General features: G+C 37.2%; 19 protein-coding genes. 7 read left to right on the plus strand and 12 right to left on the minus strand.

Going from position 1 to position 21,452, the window contains the following annotated elements:
- The first annotated feature begins 80 nt into the window (after window positions 1-80).
- The 3 genes from galU (at window position 81) to recJ (ending at window position 4,237) form a co-directional block, all read left to right on the plus strand.
- Window positions 81-950, plus strand: coding sequence for a UTP--glucose-1-phosphate uridylyltransferase GalU (galU, locus tag AC5SLP_RS09425; protein ID WP_495254901.1), 870 nt, complete (start codon window positions 81-83; stop codon window positions 948-950).
- A 70-nt stretch (window positions 951-1,020) separates the two neighbouring features.
- Window positions 1,021-2,661: a CTP synthase gene (pyrG, locus tag AC5SLP_RS09430; protein ID WP_495254902.1), complete on the plus strand. Its 1,641-nt coding sequence runs from the start codon at window positions 1,021-1,023 to the stop codon at window positions 2,659-2,661.
- On the plus strand, window positions 2,654-4,237 hold the full coding sequence (recJ, locus tag AC5SLP_RS09435; RefSeq protein WP_495254903.1) for a single-stranded-DNA-specific exonuclease RecJ: 1,584 nt from the start codon (window positions 2,654-2,656) through the stop codon (window positions 4,235-4,237). Before pyrG ends, recJ begins: the two co-directional genes overlap by 8 nt.
- Before the next feature lie 19 nt (window positions 4,238-4,256).
- Here the strand turns inward: recJ and AC5SLP_RS09440 are convergent, their stop codons facing one another.
- From AC5SLP_RS09440 to purB, 9 genes are all read right to left on the minus strand, one after another.
- Window positions 4,257-4,916, minus strand: a complete 660-nt coding sequence (locus AC5SLP_RS09440) for a protein-L-isoaspartate(D-aspartate) O-methyltransferase (protein WP_495254904.1) — start codon at window positions 4,914-4,916, stop codon at window positions 4,257-4,259.
- 1 nt (window position 4,917) lies between these two features.
- Entirely contained in the window at window positions 4,918-5,649 is a 732-nt protein-coding gene (locus tag AC5SLP_RS09445) for a carbon-nitrogen hydrolase family protein (protein WP_495254905.1), read from the minus strand.
- Window positions 5,639-6,661: a ribonucleotide-diphosphate reductase subunit beta gene (locus AC5SLP_RS09450; RefSeq protein ID WP_495254906.1), complete on the minus strand. Its 1,023-nt coding sequence runs from the start codon at window positions 6,659-6,661 to the stop codon at window positions 5,639-5,641. The genes AC5SLP_RS09445 and AC5SLP_RS09450 overlap by 11 nt, the downstream gene beginning before the upstream one ends.
- A 37-nt stretch (window positions 6,662-6,698) precedes the next feature.
- Window positions 6,699-7,391: an anaerobic ribonucleoside-triphosphate reductase activating protein gene (locus AC5SLP_RS09455; protein ID WP_495254907.1), complete on the minus strand. Its 693-nt coding sequence runs from the start codon at window positions 7,389-7,391 to the stop codon at window positions 6,699-6,701.
- A complete protein-coding gene (gene nrdD, locus AC5SLP_RS09460; RefSeq protein ID WP_495254908.1) occupies window positions 7,369-7,533 on the minus strand; it encodes an anaerobic ribonucleoside-triphosphate reductase in 165 nt (54 codons plus the stop codon). Before nrdD ends, AC5SLP_RS09455 begins: the two co-directional genes overlap by 23 nt.
- Window positions 7,530-9,641, minus strand: a complete 2,112-nt coding sequence (locus AC5SLP_RS09465) for a ribonucleoside triphosphate reductase (protein WP_495254909.1) — start codon at window positions 9,639-9,641, stop codon at window positions 7,530-7,532. Before AC5SLP_RS09465 ends, nrdD begins: the two co-directional genes overlap by 4 nt.
- Before the next feature lie 210 nt (window positions 9,642-9,851).
- Window positions 9,852-10,550 carry an aspartate/glutamate racemase family protein gene (locus AC5SLP_RS09470; protein ID WP_495254910.1) on the minus strand — a complete coding sequence of 233 codons (699 nt, stop codon included), beginning with the start codon at window positions 10,548-10,550 and terminating at the stop codon, window positions 9,852-9,854.
- 73 nt (window positions 10,551-10,623) lie between these two features.
- Complete coding sequence (locus tag AC5SLP_RS09475; protein ID WP_495254911.1) at window positions 10,624-12,990, minus strand: ribonucleoside-diphosphate reductase subunit alpha; 2,367 nt, start codon at window positions 12,988-12,990, stop codon at window positions 10,624-10,626.
- Complete coding sequence (purB, locus tag AC5SLP_RS09480) at window positions 12,990-14,318, minus strand: adenylosuccinate lyase (RefSeq protein WP_495254912.1); 1,329 nt, start codon at window positions 14,316-14,318, stop codon at window positions 12,990-12,992. Before purB ends, AC5SLP_RS09475 begins: the two co-directional genes overlap by 1 nt.
- A 118-nt stretch (window positions 14,319-14,436) precedes the next feature.
- Here purB and AC5SLP_RS09485 point away from each other — a divergent pair, with 118 nt between their 5' ends.
- Window positions 14,437-15,345, plus strand: coding sequence for an RluA family pseudouridine synthase (locus AC5SLP_RS09485; protein ID WP_495254913.1), 909 nt, complete (start codon window positions 14,437-14,439; stop codon window positions 15,343-15,345).
- Window positions 15,346-15,347: 2 nt separating this feature from the next.
- Window positions 15,348-15,962, plus strand: a complete 615-nt coding sequence (locus tag AC5SLP_RS09490; RefSeq protein WP_495254914.1) for a fumarylacetoacetate hydrolase family protein — start codon at window positions 15,348-15,350, stop codon at window positions 15,960-15,962.
- A 119-nt stretch (window positions 15,963-16,081) separates the two neighbouring features.
- On the opposite strand, the gene rlmN is transcribed toward AC5SLP_RS09490, so the two are convergent.
- Genes rlmN through hisF form a run of 3 tightly spaced genes read right to left on the minus strand, consistent with a single transcriptional unit; the run spans window position 16,082 to window position 18,468 of the window.
- Window positions 16,082-17,158 (minus strand): dual-specificity RNA methyltransferase RlmN, encoded by a 1,077-nt coding sequence (gene rlmN / locus AC5SLP_RS09495; protein WP_495254915.1) that lies wholly within the window; start codon window positions 17,156-17,158, stop codon window positions 16,082-16,084.
- 6 nt (window positions 17,159-17,164) lie between these two features.
- Window positions 17,165-17,713 carry a phosphorylase family protein gene (locus tag AC5SLP_RS09500; protein WP_495254916.1) on the minus strand — a complete coding sequence of 183 codons (549 nt, stop codon included), beginning with the start codon at window positions 17,711-17,713 and terminating at the stop codon, window positions 17,165-17,167.
- Window positions 17,710-18,468, minus strand: a complete 759-nt coding sequence (hisF, locus tag AC5SLP_RS09505; protein ID WP_495254917.1) for an imidazole glycerol phosphate synthase subunit HisF — start codon at window positions 18,466-18,468, stop codon at window positions 17,710-17,712. The genes AC5SLP_RS09500 and hisF overlap by 4 nt, the downstream gene beginning before the upstream one ends.
- A 151-nt stretch (window positions 18,469-18,619) precedes the next feature.
- Between hisF and rsmA the strand changes: the two genes are divergently transcribed.
- The gene (gene rsmA, locus AC5SLP_RS09510; protein ID WP_495254918.1) at window positions 18,620-19,462 is read left to right on the plus strand and encodes a 16S rRNA (adenine(1518)-N(6)/adenine(1519)-N(6))-dimethyltransferase RsmA; all 843 of its coding nucleotides are present in this window, start codon (window positions 18,620-18,622) and stop codon (window positions 19,460-19,462) included.
- A complete protein-coding gene (locus AC5SLP_RS09515) occupies window positions 19,428-21,449 on the plus strand; it encodes a ribonuclease J (protein WP_495254919.1) in 2,022 nt (673 codons plus the stop codon). The genes rsmA and AC5SLP_RS09515 overlap by 35 nt, the downstream gene beginning before the upstream one ends.
- The last annotated feature ends 3 nt before the right edge of the window (window positions 21,450-21,452 follow it).

The following is a 21,452-nucleotide window of genomic DNA, read 5'->3' on the forward strand; positions in this document are numbered from 1 at the left end:
GTGTTTAATTTTTACACTCTAATCGTAAAAAGAGAAAAATTAAGCTAAAATTTCACATTAAATTTTTTAGGAGCGATACGTTGTCTAGTATCTCAAAATACAGTAAAATAAATAGTCTTAAATCAGTTAAAAAGTGCCTTTTCCCAGCCGCAGGATATGGTACAAGGTTCCTTCCTGCGACAAAAGCGATGCCTAAAGAGATGTTACCTGTTTTGACCAAACCTTTGATTCAGTATGGTGTTGAAGAAGCTGTTAGTGCGGGAATTGACACTATGGCGATTGTTACAGGACGTGGGAAACGCGCTATTGAAGATCATTTTGATGTGAGTTATGAACTTGAACATCAAATTAAGGGAACTTCAAAAGAGAGTTATCTGACTGAAATTCGTAACTTGATTGATAATTGTACCTTCAGTTATACCCGACAAGTTGAAATGAAAGGTTTAGGACATGCCATTTTGACCGGTAAAACATTGATTGGGGACGAGCCATTTGCGGTTATCTTGGCGGATGACTTATGCGACAATGCGGATGGTGACCCTGTGCTTAAGCAGATGGTTGAAGTGTATGAGAAATATCGTTGCGCGGTTGTTGCCATTGAAGAAGTACCTAAAGAAGACACGAACAAATACGGTGTGATTGATGGAAAAATTGTGGATGGAAATGAGTCCGTACTTCGAGTTTCCAACATGGTTGAAAAGCCAGACCCCAAAGATGCACCAACCAATTTAGCGATTATTGGCCGTTATATATTAACACCGGATATTTTTGATATTATTGAAAATACTAAGCCTGGAAAAGGTGGTGAGATTCAAATTACCGATGCTCTTTTAGAGCTCGCAAAACAGGGAAAAGTGATTGCGTATAAATTTACAGGCAGACGCTTTGACTGCGGTTCTATCGAAGGTTTCGTAGAAGCAACGAACTATTTTCACGACAAATGCTCTTAAGGTAATAATTCCTTTATTAGCTTCAGTTGGATATAATCTTGCCATTAAAAAATAACGAGGCGGAAAGATTATGTCCAACCATGAAACGAAGTATATTTTTATTACCGGTGGCGTTTTAAGCTCACTTGGTAAAGGTATTGCAGCAGCAAGTATCTCCACACTATTAAAAAATGTTGGTTTTAAAGTCAGCATTCTCAAAGCAGACCCCTATATCAATGTAGACCCTGGAACCATGAGCCCATTGGAGCATGGTGAAGTTTTTGTAACCGATGATGGTGCTGAAACGGACCTTGATTTAGGACATTACGAGCGTTTTCTCGATGAAAATTTAACTCAAGCGAATAACTTCACCACAGGGCGTGTGTACTCCTCCGTCATTGAAAAAGAACGCCGAGGGGATTATCTTGGAAAGACAATTCAAGTTATTCCTCATATCGTGGATGAAATTGCCAGTCGTATTAAAGAAGCGGGTAAAGGCAAAGATATCTTAATTGTCGAGATTGGTGGAACCGTAGGCGATATTGAAGGGTTACCCTTTTTAGAGGCGATTAGATCGCTTAAGAGCGAACTTGGAAAACAACGCGCGATGAATATCCATTTGACCTTAGTTCCATTTATCAAAGCAGCGGGAGAGCTTAAAACCAAACCGACACAACACTCCGTTCAAGAGTTGCGCCGTATTGGTATAACGCCTGATATGCTGATTTGTCGTTCAGAGTATCCCTTGCCTAAAGAGCTTAAAAATAAACTAGCATTTTCATGTGGTGTTGAACGCAACTCTGTTATCGAATGTTTGGATGCAACAACCATTTATCAAGTCCCGCTTAACTTTTTAAAAGAGAACATTTTAGCTCCTATTTCAGAGACTTTAGGTCTTGGTGAACTCACACCTCATATGGATGAATGGGATATTTTAGTGAAGCGTGTTATTGCTCCTAGAGATGAGCTATTGATTGCTTTTGTTGGAAAATATTTGGATTTAAAAGAGTCTTATAAATCACTAACCGAGTCTTTGATTCATGCGGGTGCACACCTCAATGCAAAAGTGAAAATTCGTTGGGTTGATTCTGAAATGATTGAAGATAAGGGATGTGAAGATATTTTATCGGATGTCGATGGCATTTTAGTTGCTGGTGGTTTTGGAGAACGTGGTGTTGTCGGTAAAATGGCGGCTATTAATTATGCAAGAGAGCATAAAATCCCGTATCTTGGTATCTGTCTTGGAATGCAACTTGCCATGATTGAATTTGCTCGCAATGTTTTGCATATTGAAGATGCAAACTCGGCTGAATTTAATGCTACATGTAAAAATCCTATTATTTATCTAATTGACTCATTCATTGATGCGAGCGGACAAAAACAACTACGTACGGTAAAAAGCCCATTGGGTGGCACAATGCGTTTAGGTGGTTATGAGTGCGAAACAAAAGCACATTCGTTGCTACGTGAAGTGTACGAAGGTGAAAAAACGATACGTGAACGCCATCGCCACCGCTATGAAGCAAATCCTGCTTATCGAGAAGCATTTGAAAAAGCAGGCCTTATCGTTAGTGGCGAAAGCCATGGTTTGATTGAAGCGGTAGAACTTAAAGGACACCCATGGTTTTTAGGTGTTCAATTCCATCCAGAGTTCACATCACGTTTAACCAATCCGAACAAAACCATTTTAGCGTTTGCTAAAGCGGCTTTGACACAGCGCCAAAATGGCTAGGTTATTGACAAAAGAGGATATTAGGCAGATTTTAAAAAGTAGATTTGAGAATGACTGTTGTACCCGTCTAGGCGAAATCCCTAAGCCCTCCTCTTTAAAAGATATTACCCGTGCATCAAAGCGCATCGTCGATGCTATTCGCCAGAAAGAGCGCATTGCTATCGTCGGTGACTATGATGTTGATGGTGTTATATCTTCGGTTATTTTAAGCCAATTTTTTGATGATTTGGGAGTCGATTATTCGTTAATTATTCCCAATCGTTTCACCGATGGATATGGACTTAATCCAGAAATTGTTGCGAAGCTAGACGTGCATGTTATTATTACCGTTGATAACGGCATTTCAGCTATTGAAGCGGCACATATTTGCAAAGACCAAGGCATTGATCTTATTATCACAGACCACCATAACATACCTTCCGTTTTACCTGAAGCCTATGCCATTGTAAATCCTAAACAAGAAGATTGCGCTTTCCCACATTGTGAGATCTGTGGTGCACAGGTGGCGTGGTATCTTGTGGCGGCACTCAAAGAAGAGATGGGTGTGGAATATGATCTTTCGAGTTTTTTAGATTTACTGTGTATTGCTATTATGGCTGATATGATGGAATTGGTCGGTATGAATCGCGTGATGGTCAAAAAGGGTATTGTTGAGCTTAATCGCTCACATAGAGCTGCTTTTGAAGCTATTAAGCGTTATTATGGGAAAGCAACACTTGAAGGAGATGATATCTCTTTCTTAATTGCACCACTGATTAATAGCTCAGGGCGCATGGAAGATGCTATTTTTTCGTATGAATTTCTAAAGTCAAAAAGTGTTGATGAAGCACTTGAGCAGCTTGATTATATTGTCTCTTTAAATGAAGCGCGTAAAGAAGAAGAACGCCTCTTGTTTGAATCAACGCTTCCTTATGTTAAAGAGGGTGAAAATATCATCGTCGCATGGGGAGAAGAGTGGCATGAGGGCATCGTCGGGATCGTCGCTTCTAGGCTCTCTAAACGCTTCAAAAAGCCTGCTATTGTTTTTTCAATCAAAGATGATAAAGCAAAAGGAAGTGCTCGAGGGGTTGGTGATGTTAATATCCTAGAATTAATCCGCTCCCAAGAGGAAATTTTATTGGGTTATGGTGGACATAAAGGTGCTGCTGGTGTTTCTATTGAAGTGAAACATCTGGAACTCTTTAAAGCCAATGTTGAAAAAGCGTCCAGCCAATATAGCCAAGAAGAGTTAGAATCTGATAGTGATCTTTTAGGTGAAATCAGTGCCGATCAAATTGATTTTGAGTTACTTGAAATTTTAGAAGATCAAGAACCTTATGGACAAAAGAACCCTAAGCCAAGCTTTTTATTGCGTGATATTCTCGTAAAAGTAGATCGTTTAATCGGTAAAGATGGGCAGCATCTTAAACTTATTTTGCAAGAAGGAAGTAATGCGCTGGAAGCCCTATTTTTTAACTACGATGTTAAAGCGAAGCAAGGTGAGCGTATTGATATCCTGTTTACGGTTTCACGTAATGACTACAGAGGACTGGTAACCCCTCAGTTATTGATTAAACAAATTGTCAAAAAATACTAAAAGGCGTTTAGCCTTTTAGTTAATGCTCTCTTCCACTTAAAACAGGCACAAAAAGGCATTCATCAAGGCTTTCTTGAATGATGCCCTCTTCTGTCTTAACAAAACGCGTAATAATCTGCTTATGTCCTTTTTCAATAGGTGCAACAAGAATACCACCTATTTTGAGTTGCTCAAAAATTTTACTTGGCACAGCTTTTATTGAAGCAGAAAAGAGAATGCGATCATAAGGAGCAAATTCTCTCCATCCATTTTGTCCATCATCAAAACGCGTATGAATATTGGTAATACCTAAGAGTTTAAAACGCTCTCTGGCTTCTGTTAAAAGTCTTTCAATGCGTTCAATCGTAAAAACACGACGAATGACCTTACTTAAAATGAGTGCTTGATACCCACTTCCACACCCTATTTCTAAGACGTTGTCAGCTCCTTTGGTACACAGTACTTCTGTCATCTTTGCAACCGTAAGCGGTGAGCTAATCCATTGGTTGGATGCGAGGGGAAGCGCATCGAGCCTGTAGGCGTGCAATGCCATGCCCTGAGGGACAAAAAGTTCACGTTCACTTTGGCAAAAAGCTTCATAAACATTGGGAGAAAGCGGGTATATTTTAGCAATTTCGTCTGCCATTTTTTTATGTTTTTGGAAACGAATTTTATCTTTAAAATGAGCCGTTTGAGGCATTCTAATGTAGTCCTATATCAAGATATCTTCGCATCTTTTTAATCTCTTTAAAATCAAAAGGATGCATGATACATGTGGCTGTATCATCATTGTAACTATGACCAAAAGGCGAAATGATCGCACTGCTTTTTGCCATAGTCGTATCAGCACTGTTCGCACAAATGACATAAGTCTGATTTGCAATAGCCAGTGCTTGGGAGAGCGTTCTTAAGTGCTCTTTGCGTAATTGTCCCCAATATGCAGGGACTAAAACGATGTCGGAACCTTTGATCTGTTCCCAAAGGTGTGGGAAACGTAGCTCAAAACAGATAAGCACAGCAATTTTTATTCCATCAACGTCAATGATAGTGATTTCTTCTGTGCTGCCAGCCTTGAAATAGTGTTCCTCTTCTCCTAATGTGAAGAGCTTTGCTTTTGCGCGCGTATGAAGAAGCTTACCATGATGAAAAAGTTTGAAGTTATTCACATAACCTGTTTTTGTTTTTTCAATCAGCGTAAGCCCAAGCGTTTTACATGTAGAAAGTTTAGCAAGTTTGGGTGCTATAGAAGTGGAAAACGCTGCTGCTGCTTCCATCTTTGTATAGCTATAAGCGCTTAAACAAAGTTCAGGAGCTAAAACAATGCTATTGTGAGGTGTTTGCTCTACAAGGCTTTTGAGCGTCTCGAAGTTCTCTTCAAAACTTCGATTTTCATAAGCGAATTGTAGCGCACAAAGCATCGGATTAGAAGTCATCGAATGTGAGACTGCCTTTACTGTAATTGGAAACATTCCCTTCAAAAAAGTTTGTTTTTTGGTCATTAAATTTTGAAAAGTCATCGACCCATTTGATGGGGTGTTTCGCGTTGTAGAGCTTCTCAAATCCAACAGCGGTCAAACGGTCATCGATGAGGTAGTGAATGTAGGTTTCGATAATATCATCCGTGAAACCCATAATTTGGTTTTGAGTAATATATTTGCCCCACTCAATTTCAAGATCGCCTGCTTTCTGGAACATATCATACACTTTATTCTTTAGTTCTGTTGTGAAAAGTTCAGGACGCTCTTTTTGAACCGAATTAATCATATTTTGAAAGATAAGAAGATGTGTAATCTCATCGCGTTGGATAAAGCGAATCATCTGTGCGCTTCCGAGCATTCTACCTGCACGTGCTAGCGCATAAATCGCTGTAAAGCCTGAATAAAAATAGATACCTTCTAAGATTTGATTGGCAAACATGGCAAGTACCAATTTTTCATCAGTAACATCACCGGCTAGTTCTTCATAAACACTTGAGATATAGTCGTTTTTACGACGCAAAACTTCATCATGTTTTTCCATTTCGTAAATAAGATCCGTATTGTCACAAATGGCTTCAACCATAACAGCGTAGGATTTAGAGTGATTTGCCTCTTCATAGGCTTGTCGTGAGAGGCATGCATTGATTTCTGGTGCTGTAATATAAGGATTGATATTATCGGCTAGATTGTTGGTTTGAAAACTATCCATGCTAATAAGCTGTGACCAAACAAGATCATACATGCGCTTTTCAGCATCGGTAAGGTTGCGGTTATAGTCAATGACATCCTTGGTCGTATCAACTTCTTTTGGGAACCACGTATTGGCTTCCATCATATCCCAAAGTTTAAGTGCCCAAGTATATTTGGCTTTGGTAAAATTTAAAATGCCGTGAGGATTTCCGCTAAAAACTCTGCGGTCATTGAGACTTTCATTTGAATTTGGGTTATATATTTTCTTGCGCTCCATAGCCATTCCTAATTACGTTAATCTAGGAACTATTTTATCAAAAATTTCTTAATTCTATGGGGACAAGAGCGGTTAGTTTGCTCAAATCAAACTGATGTTGTTGCCTTTTTGTTGCGCCCAAAGTAGGCTCTACATGTAAATAATTTTGTAGATAATAAGTCCCTTGATACCCTTTTACATGTAAATCATTGATGATGGTGTTTATATCATCCTCACTCAATAAATCGCTGTGAAGCGTTGTTCTTATTTCAAAAGGAACAGATGCTTTTAATAAAAGGGCCAAGCTTTGTTCAAACTGCTCCACATGGTTGTAGCGTGTAAGCTCTGTATATTTCATAAGAGGCGCTTTATAATCAAGTGCAACATAATCTATAAGACGCTGCTGTATTAATTTTTCTAAGAGAATTGGATTCGAGCCATTGGTATCTATTTTGATTTTATAATCGAGTGCTTTGATAGCTTGGATAAATGTTTCAAGATGTGGATAAAGCGTACATTCCCCTCCACTTAAGACCACACTATCGAGTCTATTGCGTCTACTTTCTAAAAAATATAATGCCTCTTCAAGGCTAATTGTTCCTTTTTCTCGTACAATTTGAGGGTTGTAGCAGTAAGGGCATGCCATATTGCACTTGGCAAACCAAAGGATCGACGCCAGATGATGGGGATAATCTAGCGTCGTAAATTTTGTAATACTATGAATCGCCTTATCGGCAAGTACATTTTTCAACAAATTGAACGCGCTCTTTATGCTCGCCTGTTTTTCCAACATTAAAGCTCTCCACTGGTCTGTGGTAACCCATAACACGTGTATAAACGATGCATTTTGTTCGTTTCTCTGTAAGCTTTTCTAATATTTCTGTTTTACTCATGATGCTACTCCTTCATCTTTTTGATATTGTTCAATAAGCTCTTCATCGCATTTGGGGCAAAACTCATGTTCGCCACTGATATAGCCATGTTTTTCACAGACTGAAAATACAGGTGTGATGGTCATGTATGGCATGCGATAATTGGTGATCACATTTTTGACCAATTTTTTACACGCTTCACTTGAGCTAATACGCTCTTTCATGTAAAGGTGCAGTACCGTTCCTCCAGTATAAGAGCATTGTAGATCATCTTGTAAATCTAATGCTTCAAATGGATCATCGGTAAAATTGGCAGGAAGTTGAGAGGAATTGGTGTAATAAACATTTCTTCCTGAACCTGCTTGAATAATCTCTGGATAACGTTTTTTATCTTCTTTGGCAAAACGATACGTTGTTCCCTCTGCTGGCGTTGCTTCTAGGTTGTATAAATTGCCAGTCTCTTCTTGGTATGCAACCATCTTATGACGCATGAATTCTAAGATTTCATGAGCAAATTCCATTCCATAATTATCGGCAATATTGTGCTCATCATTCGTAAAATTGCGAATCATTTCATTGATACCATTAACGCCAATAGTTGAAAAATGACTGTTAAATCCGGGTAAATAACGCGCTGTGTAAGGGTAAAGGCCACGGTTGTACATCTCTTGTACAAAAACACGTTTTTTCTCTAGGGTTGATTTCGCAAGGTCCATCAGGTATTCAAAATGCTCCATGAGCGCTTTTTTATCCCCTTTGTAGAGATACCCAAGGCGTGCCATATTCAGTGTGACAACACCAATACTTCCTGTCATCTCTGCACTTCCAAAGAGACCGCCACCCCGTTTTAAAAGCTCACGTAGATCAAGTTGTAGTCGGCAGCACATAGAGCGTACATGCCCAGGCTTGTAAGCCTTTGGATTTTCAACGAGTTTGCCATTTTCATCTCGAACATACTGGCTACCAATAAAGTTTTGAAAGTATGATGAGCCTATTTTAGCTGTATTCTCAAACAGTAAATCTGTATTTTCGCCATCCCAATCAAAATCTTCTGTGATATTAACCGTTGGGATTGGAAAGGTAAAAGGTTGTCCCGTTTTATCGCCTTCGGTCATCACTTCGTAGTAGGCTTTATTGATAAGGTTCATCTCTGGTTGGAAATGTTTATAGGTCATGGCTTCAAGTGAGGAAGCACCACGTTTTTTTGCTTCTTCAAGCAATGCTGAATCATTGATGCTTTTAAAAAGATGTACTTGTGATGATGTTGGAATTTGTTCTGCTAAATCTTTTGGTACGGTCCAATCAATCGTGATATTCGTAAAAGGACTTTGTCCCCAACGTGCTGGAACATTAAGATTGTAAATAAAGCTACGAATGGCTTTTTTAATCTCTTTGTAGGAGATTTTATCTTTAAATGCGTATGGTGCTAAGTAGGTATCAAATGAGCTAAATGCTTGTGCTCCAGCCCATTCACTTTGTAAAATTCCTAAAAAATTTGCCATTTGGCCAAGAGCTTCTCTAAAATGCATTGGTGGGCGACTCTCTACGCGACCTCTCACACCATTAAAGCCTTCATCTAGCAATACGCGAAGACTCCATCCTGCACAATAAGCAGTTAAACAGTCTAAATCATGGATATGGTAGTCACCATTTCTGTGTGCTAACCCTTCTTCTTTAGAGTAAATTTTATCTAGCCAGTAGTTAGCAATCACTTTTCCTGCCGTGTTATTTACCAATCCAGCGTTGGAATACCCGGTGTTAGAATTTGCTTTAATTCTCCAATCACTTTTGCCAATATACTCTTCAATCGTTTGGCTAGAATTCACATAAGTTGTATCTTCATTAAGTCCATAGATATGTTCACGTTGCATTTTGTGTGTATGACGATAGAGAATAAATGAACGCATAACGTCAAAATAGCGCGCTTTATATAACTCTTGTTCAATCATATCTTGGAAATCTTCAACGGCTGCAACACGTTTTTTTTCAATACGTTTTATGATCTCTTCAAAGATAGTTTGATCGTAGGTGACACCTTCGCTTTTAAATGCTTTTTTGATGGCATCTTCTATCTTGTATGGCTGAAATTCTTCTGTGGTGCCGTCGCGTTTGAGTACTTTAGTTAGCATGGTCGTCCTAGATGTAAAAGTAATGAAGATTATAGTAAGTATAAAATTTAAAGAAACTTAATAATTAAGAAGCGACGAATATGTCACAATTTAAAAAATGGCCTTTTGCTACATATTTTATTAATGCAACAAAAGGCTAAAACAAGGGATAAAATGACTATAATTAAATCTTAAAATTAAAAATATATATTAATAATTTATATTTATTTTTTAAGCTTCAAGCGCACGTTCTATGGCTTCATTGACATGCAAAATTGTGGTGTCAAAGAGTGGTAAATTCGTACTTTCTGGCTTTAGTATGAGACCAATTTCTGTGCATCCTAGAATAACACCATCAAGTGCAGGATCATTGTGTTGATAGTGTTCAATGAGTTGGACTAAAAAATCGTGTGACGCTGTTTCGATTTTACCAACGCATAGCTCATTAAAGATAATGTGGTTGATGGTTTGAATCTCTTGTTCATTTGGTACAATCACATCAATTTTGTGAAAATGTAAAATTTCTTTATAAAAAGATTCTTGCATTGTAAATTTTGTACCTAATAGCAGTGCTTTTTTTACATGATTTTTATTCAAAGAGTGTGCTGTCGCTTCTGCAATGTGCAAAATAGGAATTTTAAGGTAAGGCGTTACAAAAGGGACAATTTTATGCATGGTATTGGTACATAAAAGAATAAAATCTGCTCCAGCTCTTTCTAAAGACTGTGCTGCTTCTATAATGACAAGACTTGCGTCATCCCATTTTCCTTCGTTTTGCATTTGTGCAATGGGTGCAAAGTCTAACGAGTGTAAAATGATTTTAGCGCTATGCAATCCGCCAAGTCGTTCTTTTACTCCTTCATTGAGTAATTTATAATAACTAAGGGTTGATTCCCAACTCATTCCTCCGATAAGACCTATCGTTTTCATTCAATATCCTTTACATGTAAATGTAAAATACGTTCTAAACGTATTTTACAACTTACTAAATCGCATTATCAACTTATTGGCATCCTTCACATTCGATACTGCGATCAGCAACTTCAATTTTGCTCTCAGGAGATTGACTACGTAGGTAATATGTCGATTTTATGCCTAATTTCCATCCCAGCATATAAATATCGTTAAGGTATTTACCACTCGCTTTATCTAACGTGATAAAGATATTAAGACTTTGTCCTTGATCAATCCATTTTTGTCGAATTGCCCCTGCTTTAATGAGAACTCTTTGATCAAGTTCATAGGCAGGTGTATAAAAGCCCCATGTGTCTGGACTTAAATTTGGTACAACCACTGGAATCATACCTGAGAGATTCTCTTCGAACCATTTTCGTTTGTAAACAGGCTCTATCGTTTGGGTTGTGCCGACTAAAATTGAGATAGAGCTTGTGGGTGCAATAGCCATCAAATAGCCATTACGCATACCATTCTTTTTCACTTTGTCTCTAAGGTTCTCCCAGTCGTACATGTACCCAAAAAGACCACCACGATCAACAAGCTTTCTAGCTTCATCGTTCGCTGTATCAATTGGGAAAATACCTTTACTCCATTTCGAACCTTCAAATTCTGGATACATCCCTTTTTCAATGGCTAAGTTGGATGATGCCAAGATGGCATTATAGCTAATCGCCTCCATAACTTCGTCAATTTTACTAAAATGCTCATAGCTACCCCACGAAATATGCTGCTCAGCAAGCATTTGAGCTTCACCCATTACACCAAGACCAATCGCACGTGATTTAAGGTTTGTGTGTTTGACTTTCGCATGTGGATAAAAGTTAAGATCAATAACATTATCAAGCATTCTAATGGCAATTGGAATGGTTCGTTCAATATCTTCTTTGGTGTTGATTTTTGAGAGATTCACACTGGCAAGATTACAAACAGCCGTTTTTCCTTCAATCATCTCTTTTTCAACGATAAAGATATCTTTTCCATTAATGGAATCAAGTGCAGTAATCTTTTTAGCCTCTTTGGTTAGTCCATTATCGACTTTGACCGCATCACTCTCTTCAAAGGTATCGTAAGTTCCATCATTGTACGTTACTTTTATTTTGTAATGATTTGGTGCTGTATTTTGAAAAATTTCAGTACAAAGATTTGAGCTTCGAATAATACCGGTATGATTATTTGGATTGACTTTGTTTGCGTTATCTTTAAAGCATAAAAAAGGACTTCCACTTTCAAAATAACTCGTAAGAATTTTTTTCCAAAGTTCCTTCGCGGGGACATACTCTTTAGAAATTTTTTCATTCTGTTCATAAGCTAAATAGCGGCGTTCAAATTCCTCCCCATATACTTCTGCGAGGTCTGGTGTTTCGGCTGGATCAAACAACGTCCAAATAGCATTTTCTTCCACGCGTTTCATAAAGATATCATTGATCCACAATGCGGGAAAAAGTTCATGCGCACGACGTCTCTCTTCGCCTGAATTTTTCTTCAAATCTAAAAAGTCAGAGATATCCATGTGCCAAGGTTCAATATAAACGGCAATAGCGCCTTTTCGTGTTCCTAATTGATCAACCGCAACGGCAATATCATTGGTGATTTTAAGAAAAGGAATAATACCACCTGCGGCATTTTTATGCCCGTCAATCATACCACCCATAGAACGAACCAAACTCCAATCCCAGCCAATGCCGCCACCAAATTTACTGAGCAGTGACATCTCTTTGTAAGAGTCAAAAATACCTTCAATGTTATCAGGTGTGCTACCAATGTAACAACTGCTCAATTGATGGCGTGTTGTTCTTGCATTGGAGAGTGTTGGGGTTGCCAGCATGACTTCAAATTGACTGATAACATCATAGAATTTTTTTGCCCAATCTTGAGAATTAAGTTCATTTTGTGCTAAGAACATTGCAATTGCCATAAACATATGTTGAGGCAACTCAATTGGTTTGCCTTGTCTGTTTTTTATCAAGTAGCGATCATGCAGTGTTTTGATTCCAAGATACGTAAACTGTAAATCACGTTCAGGTTTAATATACGCTTCTAAGTCTTTAAGATCGTATTTTTCTTTTAAACCAAGAACGATACGCCCTTCTTTCTCACCACGCTCAAAATACTCAGCAAAATTGCCATATCCTGTAAATCCATTTACTTTATGGTAAAGGTCATACAAAAAAAGGCGTGCTGCAACATAGGTCCAATTAGGTCGGTCTATGTCAATTTTATCAACGGCTGTTTTGATAAGTGTCTTTTGAATCTCTTCGGTTGTGATCTGATCGCGAAATTGGATCTTTGCATCAACTTCTAATTCACTTTGGCTGACATTGTCCAAACCTCTGATAGCAGAACTGGTATATTTTTGAATTTTCGAAATATCGAGTGGTTCAGTGCGACCATTACGCTTTTGGACAGTTAGCATTATTTAAATACCCTTTGAAAGATTTTATCAACATTTTTAGTATAGTAATCGTAATTAAAGCATTCTCTGATTTCTGATTCGCTTAGTTTTGCACGTAAATCTTCATCGCTAAGGAGATTTTGAAGATAGAGACTTTCGCCATTGGCGTTCAATGCAGGTTTTCCATGTTGTAGGTCTTCCCATACTTTCATCGCATTACGTTGGACAATTTTATAAGCATCTTCTCTAGATACATTTTTAAGAGGTAGTTCAAGTAAAATACGCTGTGAAAAAACAAGCCCACCGGTAAGGTTAAGATTGCGCATCATGTTTTCAGGATAGACAACAAGTTTTGAAATAACGCTATTGAGTCTGTTTAACATAAAATCAGTTGTAATAAATCCATCTGGCAATATAAAACGTTCAACTGAGCTATGACTAATATCGCGTTCATGCCATAATGCGACATTTTCCATCGCTGGGATCGCGTATGAGCGAATCATACGACAAAGTCCTGTAATGTTCTCACTAAGTACGGGATTGCGTTTATGTGGCATTGCAGAGCTACCTTTTTGGCCTTTTTCAAAGAACTCTTCACATTCGTAAACTTCAGTTCTTTGGTAATGGCGAATTGCTACAGCAATTTTTTCACAACTTGAAGCTAAAAGGGCAAGTGCATTCATTAAAGCCGCATAACGGTCACGCTGAATCACTTGGTTGGAAACAGGAGCGGGCGTAAGTCCTAAATCTTCACAAACAAGTTCTTCTAATTCAATCGGTGAATGTGCCATGTTGCCCATTGCTCCACTAATTTGTCCTACTGAAATGACTTCCATGACATTCTCAAGGTTTTTTAGATTACGTTTTATCTCTTCATACCAAATTGCAAGAACTAATCCAAAGGTAATAGGTTCACCATGGATTCCATGGCTTCGTCCCACCATTAATGTCATCTTATGTTCCATGGCTCTGGTTTTTAAGGATTCCATTAATGTTTTGACATCTTCAATAATTACATGTAAAGAGTCACGCATCTGAAGTGCAACAGCAGTATCAATACAATCTGAGCTGGTCATACCATAATGTACCCACCTACTCTCTTCTCCTAGGCTATCGGCTACGCTGGTTAAAAAGGCAATAACATCATGTCTTGTTACTTTTTCAATCTCATCAATTCTGTCAATATTAAACTGTGCATTTTTTACAATTTTTTCACAATCACTATCTGGAATGAGACCTAGTTTATTCCACGCTTTTGTTGCTGCTTTTTCAACTTTGAGCCAGGCATCATACTTGGCTTGAATTGTCCAATGCTTTTTCATCTCTTCTCTTGCGTAGCGTTCTACCATCTTTTTATTCCTTGTATGCTTTGTGATTTTTCTGTGATAAAATACGATGAGATTATCTGTAAATCCGTGTGATTTTAATGGAGTAATTTTAGCAATTTCGGACTAAAAAAGGGTTGAATTGGCTTATGTAATAAAAAAATTTCTTCTTGAAAAACCAACGCCAGCGTTTCGTTTTTTAATGGATACATTTAACGTTGGTATGGGAGAAGCACAAAAGATTATTGACAAACGTCGTGTTTTTGTAAATGATGAGCAATTACTCAAAAAATCGGCGCGTATTGTTGGACTTATTTCTGTTGTTGTTTTCGAAGGTGACTCTAAAGGATTAAAACCAATTTTTGAAACGGATGATTTTGCAGTCTTTGAAAAACCAAGTGGTGTGATGATGCATCCAAGAAAGCGAAGTGATGGTTATACCTTAAATGATGAGATAAAATCACTTTATGGTAATGAAGCCAATGCAGCACATAGGATTGATAAAAGTACGAGTGGTTTAGTGTTGGTAGGAAAGCACAAACAAGCCGAGATAGATTTAAAACATATTTTTGCAACTCGAGGAGTGCAAAAAAGTTATTTGGCATTAGTCTTTGGAAAAATAGAAACAACTTTAATGATAGATGAAAAATTAAAGCGTGATGTTGAAACGAGTCAAATTCGTCTTAAAGTGCATGTAGACCCAAGAGGTAAAGCGTCCCAAACAAAGATAGTTCCTCTGCACTATTTTCCAGATAAAGATGCAACTTTGGTTGAAGCAATTCCATATACCGGAAGACAACATCAAATTAGAGTCCATTTGTTCCACGTGAAACATTCAATTGTTGGAGATCCTCTTTATGGGATTGATGAAATTTATGCAGAAAAGTTTTTAGATGGGCAAATGGATGAAGAGGAACAATTTGAAATTACGAAAAGTTCACGACTTCTTCTGCATGCACAATCCCTCGCCTTTGAATATAAGAATATTTTTTATAAAATAGAATCAGATTTTGATGCAAAAACGATATTTTATAATTTGATGAAAGGGTAAAAATGAAAACAGTTTTATTAGATGGTAAAAAAGTTTCTCCAAGTAAAGTGGTATGTGTAGGACGAAATTATGTTGAACACATTAAAGAGTTAAACAATGACGTGCCAACCTCTATGGTTTTGTTTATGAAGCCAAATTCTGCACTGAGCGATCAGCTAATAACAGGCAAACAAACACCATTACACTACGAAGGTGAAATATCGTTTTTGATTCAACAAAAAATGATTCACGCTGTGGGATTTGGACTTGATTTAACTAACCGTGAACTGCAAAGTGAGTTAAAAGGAAAAGGCTTACCGTGGGAGCGTGCAAAAGCTTTTGATGGTGCTGCTGTTATGAGTCCGTTTGTAAGTATTCAAGCTTCTGATGTTGATAAACTTTCGATGCAATTATGGATTAATGATGTGTTAGTTCAAGAAGGTGATATTAGTTTAATGATCTATAAACCTCTCACTGTGATAGAAGAAATTAATTCTTTTTCTACATTATACGATAGCGATATAATTATGAGTGGTACGCCAAAAGGTGTAGGTAGTTATAAAAAAGATGATAAATTTGTTGGAAAGATTTTTTTAGAAGGCAAAGAGATTCTATCGACTGAATGGATTGCTCAATAATGTGGTATCAATAAGAGCTTTACATGTAAAGCTCTTATTTCTCTTTTTGGAAAAGAACTTTTATTATTCCACCTACTCCAATAATCACTACAACGACTAAAAAACAAACTTGCGATATATCAAGAATGGTCATTTTTTTGTTCCTTATCTTTTAGCTGTCCACATGCAGCACTAATATCTAACCCTTTAGATTGGCGAATAGTACATAATACGCCATGATCAACAAGATACTGCTGAAATGCTATCATATCTTTTTCCAACGGTCGGCCAAACTCACTTCCATCATGGGGATTAAAATAAATAAGATTGACTTTTGCTTTAATACCATGGAGAAGTTTAACAAGTTTTTTAGCGCTTGATTGATCATCGTTCACATTTTTCATAACGAGATATTCAAACATGACACGTTTTCTCGCATCTATCGGGAATGCTTTAACTGCATTAATAATCGACTCAATATTGTAGGCCTTATTAATTGGCATAAGTTTTTGTCTAAGTTCATCATCTACCGCATGTAGAGAAATAGCTAACAAGATACCCAAATCCATTTTTCCAAGCTTTTCAATTTGAGAACTTAATCCACTGGTCGATATGGTCTGTCTACGTGGAGAGATCGAAAGTCCATCTAAATCAGTAAATAAACGTACAGCTTTGCTAACGTTAGTTAAATTGTCAAGTGGCTCTCCCATCCCCATATAAACAATATTAACGCGTCTATTTTCAGCGATAGCATTATCACGTTTGATCATGAGCACTTGCGATGTTATTTCTCCTGCTGTTAGGTTGCGTTTAAAACCACTTTTCCCTGTTAGACAAAATGCACAGCCTATTTTACATCCAACTTGAGAAGAAATACAAATGGTATAACGCGTATGATGAACCAATTTGCCCTCTTCATCAACTTGTTCTTGCTTCATGGGTAAGAGAACTGATTCAACAGTATTTCCATCTTTTAGTGCAAAAAGATATTTTTTACTACCATCCTGACTTACTTCGATTTTAGCAATTGTAAGTGGATCAAGATAGTACTTTAATGAAAGTTCTTCTTTAAGCTCTTTTGGAAGATTTTTCATCTCATCAAATGAATTAACATACTTCTGATATATCCATTGATAAATTTGTTTTGCTCTAAATGAAGGTTTGATTTGTTCTGCGAGTTCTTCTTTGGAGAAGTCAAGTATATTTAATTTATCCATAAAACCTCAAATTTTCAAATTTTTTTCGACATGCAAACGAATTATTTCTTTACTCTTTTCATGGTTGGCTATGAAATCAGTATGTGCATGTTCATTACAATAATTAGTCACAACAAACAGTCCTAGACACGGAAGGTGAAAATAGTTAGCTACAGTGACAACAGAAAAAAACTCCATATTTTCTAGTTCGAGTCCTCGTTTTAGCATTTCAGAAGCCAACTCTGAAGATGTTGTAATGTAATTGCTTGAATTTATGGTTGCAAAACTATGCAATGTTTCACGTGGAACATATTTTTTTTCGGCTTCTACCGAATGCGTGATAGGGGTATAACAACTACTGTTTAAAAAACCTAATTCAATATTTGATGCATGGTGGCTGTATAAAAGGTCAAATGGTTGGTAGTTTCCGTAACTACCTGCAGTACCAACAAAAAATAAAAAAGCAGGCTTATATTCAATGACATAATGGGTAAGCGTGATAGCACTTTCAATTAAACCTATTCCAATAGGTTTAGCAAAATCAAATGCTTCATTTTTCCCTGCACATAAAATCATAAGCGAACTGCAATTCCCTCATGTTTGAGGTAATGTTTAAGATCCATAATATCGATCTCTTTAAAGTGGAAGATAGAAGCAGCAAGTGCCGCATCTGCGCCATGTAAAAAAGCATCTTTGATATGTTCTTTAGTCCCTGCCCCACCGCTTGCAATCACAGGAATATTTAATATTGAACTCATCTGTTCTGTTAGCGGGATATCATATCCAGCTTTGGCTCCATCACAATCCATTGATGTGAGTAGTATCTCCCCTGCACCGCGTTCTTGTGCTTCTTTTGCCCATACAAGGGCATCAATACCTGTATCAATTCTGCCACCATTAATAAAAACATTCCATGAATCACCTGTACGCTTTGCATCAATCGCAATCACTATACATTGTGAGCCAAATCGTTTTGATGATTCGTCAATGAAATTGGGATTTGCAATAGCAGGAGAATTAATACTTACTTTATCACAGCCTACATGTAAAAGTTTATTAATATCATCTAATGTACGGATGCCCCCACCTACAGTTAAGGGAATAAATACTTCACGAGCAACTTTTTCAACAATATCAACGATAGTACCACGACCTTCATGGCTAGCCGTGATATCTAAAAAAGCCAATTCATCAGCGCCTTCTTCATTATAGCGTTTTGCTATTTCTACAGGGTCACCCGCATCTTTGAGCCCAACAAAGTTAACGCCTTTAACGACACGGCCATTCTTGACATCAAGACAAGGAATAATACGTTTAGCAAAATAGTTCATGAAACTCACTTTGTGAAGATAAATTATAGGTAAAAATGATAGCGTAAGAATTAAAAAAAACTTCTGAAAATAGGGAATTATGATACGCATAACTCTTTTGTAAGTAAAAGTTTGCTAAAATCAACCAAATTTTAGAAAATAGGCGTACAAATTGATAGAGGCAAAAAAGAAATTTGGCCAGAATTTTTTAAAAGATAGCAGTGTATTAACAAAAATCATCCAAGCGATGCCCCGCAATAATCGCAAGTTAGTTGAAATAGGGCCTGGCTTAGGTGATTTGACGCAAGAACTACTAAAGATTAAATCATTAGTAGCATATGAGGTCGATGAAGACTTGTGCGTTTATTTGAGAAAAAAATTCTCAAAAGAGATAGATACGGGAAGCTTGACATTGGTATGGACTGATGTCTTAGATCGTTTTAAAAAAGGTTCATTAATGGATGAACCTTATGATCTAGTAGCGAATTTACCCTATTACATCGCAACAACTATTATTTTAGAAGCACTTGAAGACCCTCATTGTAAGTCAATGGTAGTCATGGTTCAAAAAGAGGTCGCTGAAAAATTTGCAGCGCTTCCAAAGACCAAAGAGTTTACTTCTTTAGCAATATTAACCCAAAGTATTGGTGTTGCCGAATTGCTTTTTGATGTTGATCCAACGTCGTTTGATCCTCAACCTAAAGTAATCTCTTCTATTCTCAAAATTGACAAACGGCAAGAATTTGTAAAGGGTGAATTTTCTGGACTCTTTGAGACACAAGAACAATTGCAAAAGTTTAAAAAATATTTGCGTTGTTCCTTTCAAAGTCCACGAAAAACATGGCTTAAAAATATTTCCACTGAATATGATAAGCAATCTGTTCAAGAGTTAATGCAGATTCAAAACCTCCCTACAACAATTCGTCCTCACGAAATAAGCGTCTTGTCTCATCATCTACTATTTAAACAATTAAGGTTGAATGATGCAAGAAAACGAGATTCCTCAAACGAATAACAGTAATAACAATACTGATAATGTAAAACCAGCAAAAAGTCCTCATGCCCCTAGGCACCATGGACAACACAAGAAACAAACAACGCAGCCTAACGCCGAAAAGCAAGAGACTCAACAGACAGCTCCTGCAACCACTGTAGCATCTCAAGGAACAACAACAGATTCTAAGCCAAAATCGAATAATAGAAGACGCAAAGGTAATAAATCGCCAACAACATCTATTGAAGGCAATGAACCATGGCAACGGGATATGAAAAAAGCAATCGATGCAAATCAAAAAATGCACAAAGATCGCCTTAATCGCGCCATAGCAATAGATCAAACGTCAAAAGGAAAAATCAAAATAACACCTTTAGGCGGATTGGGAGAAATCGGGGGCAATATTTGTGTTTTTGAAACGGAAAATTCAGCGATTGTACTTGATGTTGGTATGAGTTTTCCAAGTGAAGATATGCATGGTGTTGATATTTTAGTACCTGACTTTAGTTATTTAAGACAAATTAAGAAAAAAATATCAGGAATTATTATTTCTCATGCCCACGAAGACCATATTGGCGCTATTTCCTATCTTTTTAAAGAGATGCAGTTTCCACTTTATGCAACACCATTACCTCTTGGAATGATCTCTAATAAATTTGATGAACATGGATTAAAGGCTTATAAAAAATACTTTAGACCTGTTGAGAAGCGTAAAATTTATAAAATAGGTGAATTTGAAATTGAATGGATTCATATTACGCACTCAATTATTGACGCATCTTCCCTTGCAATAACAACAGATGCAGGAACGATTATTCATACGGGTGATTTTAAAATTGATCATACGCCTATTGATGGCTACGTCACTGATCTCAATCGTTTCGCAGCATATGGTGAAAAAGGCGTTCTCTGCCTTATGAGTGATAGTACAAATTCATACAAAGAGGGCATAACACGAAGTGAAAGTACTGTTGGTAAGACATTTGATTCAATCTTTGCAAAATCAAAGGGTCGCGTTATTATGTCTACATTCTCTTCCAACATTCATAGGGTATACCAAGCAATTGATTATGGTCTAAAATATGGCAGAAAAGTATGTGTCATTGGACGTTCAATGGAGCGAAACCTCTTTACGGCGATTGATTTAGGGTATATTCAACTCGATAAAAGCATTTTTATAGACCCACATGAAGTGAACAAATACAATGATAAAGATGTTTTAATTGTGACAACCGGAAGCCAAGGTGAGACAATGAGTGCACTTTATCGAATGGCAACAGATGAGCATCGCCATGTGAAAATTAAACCAACGGATCAGATTATCATTTCTGCTAAAGCGATTCCGGGTAATGAAGGTAGCGTTTCCAAAGTATTGAATTTTCTATTAAAAAGTGGCGCGAATGTCGCATATCAAGATTTTAGTGAAATACATGTCAGTGGGCACGCGGCACAAGAAGAGCAAAAATTAATTTTACGATTAGTCAAACCACGCTTTTTCCTCCCTGTTCATGGCGAATACAATCATATTACAAAACATAAAGAAACAGCAATGCAGTGTGGTATTCCTGAACGCAATATTGTTTTGATGAGCGATGGCGACCAAATAGAACTCTGTGCAAAATATATGCGAAAAGTAAAAACCATTAAAACAGGTAAAGTGTTTATTGATAATCAAATCAATGAACAAATTGCGGATGACGTGGTTATTGATCGCCAAAAATTAGCAGAATCGGGTCTCGTGATGTTAGTCATTCAAATTGATAAGAGTGAGCATAAACTTATTACAAAGCCGAAAATCATTAGTTATGGTTTAGTACCCGATAAAGAAGATAAAGCATTTTCAATTGAGATGGAAGGCGTGATTGATCAGTTTATGATCAATGCAAAGAAAGAGTTGATTGAAAATTCACGAGCACTCGAAAATGAAGTACGTCAAGTTGTTCGAAAACATATTTACAGACAAATTAAAAAATATCCAACAATCGTTCCAACGATTTTCATGATGTAGGAA

It is taken from the genome of Sulfurospirillum sp. E15m (genome assembly GCF_059415145.1).